Raw genomic sequence first — 3,101 nt, forward strand, 5'->3', positions numbered from 1 at the left:
AACTACCTGTTTGACTGCCTCTAACTTGAACTCTTCAGTAAACCGTCTTCTTGTACTCATGACACACCTCCTAATAGACTAAATATTAGGCTAGAAAGTGTCTATAGAAGTGGTAGCGATTCACCCCATGTCATCGTAGTCAACCCAAGCAAGTTTCCGAAGAATGATCTGAAGTCGATCATTGAAGAAATTCGTAAGAATCCAGGAAAGTACAACTATGCATCAACTGGTAACGGCACATCCCAGCATTTGACTGGTGAATTATTTAAGATGCAAAACAAGCTGTTCATTACCCACATCCCCTATCGTGGTACTGGCCCAGCTCTGCAGGATTTGGTAGCAGGTCAAGTGGACATGATGTTTGACACCCTCGCTGGTGCAGCTCCCTTCATTAAAAACGGCCAGTTGATTGCTGTTGCAGTAGCAACACAAAAACGTGTGGACGCTTTCCCTAACGTACCAACCGCACAAGAGCTGGGCATTAAAGACTTTGTGGTTTATAGCTGGTATGCGATGTGGGCCATCAAAGGAACGCCTAAAGATATCGTCGACAAGATGAGTGCCGAAGTGCAGACTGCCCTCGCCTCGCCTGATATCAAAGAACGTTGGGCAGCTATGGGTGCTACAGCTCCGAAAATGAGCCGCCCTGAATTGGCCAACTACATCAACCAAGAGATTATTCGCTGGGGTGAAGTAGTTAAAAAATCCAACGCTAAGTTAGATTAATACATAGATCAATAAAAAATATAAAGAAGAGAATTTATGTCGATAAAAAAACAAGATTACGCATTTGTTAGAAATAGGCTGCTCAAAAAGGAGGAGATTGCGCTTTTGGATGTTCGTGAGGAAGACCCGCATGCGCAGGAGCATCCTTTATTTGCAGCCAATTTTCCACTCTCTCGCATTGAGGTCGATGCACTTAGCAAGCTCCCCAGAAAAGATGTGCCAATTGTCACCTTAGACGATGGTCAAGGAGATGCTCAACTGGCAGCAGAAAGACTTTCTGCGCTCGGTTATGTTGATGTTGCTGTATTTGAGGGGGGAGTTAAAGCCTGGATAGCTGCTGGTGGTGAAGTATTTAAAGATGTGAACGTGCCAAGTAAATCTTTTGGTGAGTTTGTGGAATCCAAAAGACATACGCCCTCCTTATCTGCGCAAGAAGTAAAGAAATTAATTGATGACAAGGAGGATGTGGTGGTAGTTGATGTTCGTCGCTTTGATGAATATCAAACTATGAGTATCCCTACCGGCATCAGCGTCCCCGGCGCTGAGTTGGTCTTGCGCGTTCCTGAGTTGGCACCAAACCCAAAGACCAAAATCATCGTGAACTGTGCAGGACGGACGAGAAGCATCATCGGCACCCAATCCCTGATTAATGCAGGTATCCCGAATGAAGTAAATGCCTTACGCAACGGCACGATTGGCTGGACCCTAGCTGGTCAAGAGCTGGATAAGGGGCAAAGCCGCAAATTTAAAGAGGTAAGTGAAAGCACTGCCTTAGAAGCAGCTGACCGTGCACGTAGTGTTGCCGATCAAGCCGGAGTAAAACGAGTAAAGCTTGCCGATATCGAGAAATGGAAATCCCAAACTGAGCGTACGACCTATTTCTTTGATACCAGAACCCCCGAAGAATACGAAGCTGGACACCTTCCTGGATTTCGCTCCACTCCTGGCGGCCAATTAGTACAAGAGACAGAAATGGTTGCCCCTGTTCGTGGCGCCCGTATTGTTTTGTCAGATCCTAGTGGAGTGAGAGCCAATATGCCTGCCTCATGGCTTGCTCAGATGGCTTGGGATGTTTACGTTATCGATGACATCAAAGCTTCAGATCTCACCGAAAAAGGCGCTTGGATTGCCCCACTTCCAGCAGCACCTCAGATTCAAACGGTTGATGCCAAGACAGCTGCAGAATGGTTACAAAGCGACAAGGACACTATTTGCATAGACCTCAGTACGCATGCCAATTATGTGAAGGGGCATATTCCAGGTAGCTGGTTTGCACTTCGCTCGCAATTCTCGAAGGCCTTAGAGCAATTACCAAAAGCCAATCGCTACGTACTCACTAGCACTACTGGTGAGCTTGCTGTATTTGCCGCACCTGAAATACAAGCGCTAACAACATCAGAGGTGCTGGTATTGTCCGGTGGCAATAAAGCCTGGATTGATGCTGGCCTTGATATTGAAAAAGGCCCCACTCATTTAGCATCTCCGCCATTAGATCGTTACAAGCGACCTTATGAAGGAACTAGCGTAGATCCAGCAGCAATGCAGGCCTATCTAGATTGGGAGTATGGCTTGGTAGAGCAGCTGGGCAAAGATGGCACCCATCACTTCTGGGTGCTTTAATCCATATTGGTGGCGCTGCATTAGTGCCACCAACTTAGAATGTTTATGTATAAAAAAATTGCCCTTGTAATGCTGTCTATAGGTCTTATGGCCTGTGAAAGAGAAACCTATACCACTTGGTCATGTGTGGATAGCTCTGGATCAAAGTCGGCCATGGTGCTCAAAAAAGCCCAGATGCTGTTTCAGGATCGGCAATACGACTACTGCGGTAGTTTAGGCCCTGTGAGTTACTTTGATTTAAAGTGTCCCGCCAGACTAAAGACTCGATCTACAGCTTCACCCCTGACTCAGGAAAACTCATCAGCAGCACAAATGAATTTCAGTGCAATGCCCTCTAGAGAACAAAACTCACTCAACCCCAAGAAACTGCTTCTCACCAAATGGACGGCAGTCAAACCCATTCAGAAACGAAAGCATTTTCTAGTGAGCAAGGTCATTCTCCCAGAGCTTCCTGAGAGTGCAATTGAGTTTGTTGAAATCGAGGCGGTATTTGATAAGAAGACAGAGCTAATTCCCTGGCGCGATCTAAAAGATACCGACATCTGGCTTCAGGGCTGGGTATAAAAAAGCCACCCTACTGAACTGACCCCCAAAAGTTGGACGTTATGTCCAACCAAGGGGGTTTTGTTTTGACCTCCTCCCACAAACCGGTCAGCTCTGAGCCAGAAAATCGGGCGGTGTGGTTGAACTACAAAATGACTTTGCAAACATCGCTGGTGGGAGATCCCCCAGCGATGAATGCGGTCTAAAACAAT

General features: G+C 46.5%; 4 protein-coding genes. 3 read left to right on the forward strand and 1 reads right to left on the reverse strand.

Annotated features, from left to right (window positions below):
• On the reverse strand, positions 1-60 hold a 60-nt coding region (locus ICN30_RS11825), incomplete at its 3' end, for a transposase (RefSeq protein WP_370623727.1).
• Between the two features lie 24 nt (positions 61-84).
• Here ICN30_RS11825 and ICN30_RS11475 point away from each other — a divergent pair.
• From ICN30_RS11475 to ICN30_RS11700, 3 genes are read left to right on the forward strand one after another with little or no spacing between them, the layout of a single operon-like run.
• A complete protein-coding gene (locus ICN30_RS11475) occupies positions 85-726 on the forward strand; it encodes a Bug family tripartite tricarboxylate transporter substrate binding protein (RefSeq protein WP_370626655.1) in 642 nt (213 codons plus the stop codon).
• A 36-nt stretch (positions 727-762) separates the two neighbouring features.
• Positions 763-2,346 (forward strand): rhodanese homology domain-containing protein, encoded by a 1,584-nt coding sequence (locus ICN30_RS11480; RefSeq protein WP_216275773.1) that lies wholly within the window; start codon positions 763-765, stop codon positions 2,344-2,346.
• 45 nt (positions 2,347-2,391) lie between these two features.
• Positions 2,392-2,910: a TIGR02450 family Trp-rich protein gene (locus tag ICN30_RS11700; RefSeq protein ID WP_255533239.1), complete on the forward strand. Its 519-nt coding sequence runs from the start codon at positions 2,392-2,394 to the stop codon at positions 2,908-2,910.
• The last annotated feature ends 191 nt before the right edge of the window (positions 2,911-3,101 follow it).

It is taken from the genome of Polynucleobacter sp. 31A-FELB, assembly GCF_018882405.1.
Taxonomy (GTDB): domain Bacteria; phylum Pseudomonadota; class Gammaproteobacteria; order Burkholderiales; family Burkholderiaceae; genus Polynucleobacter.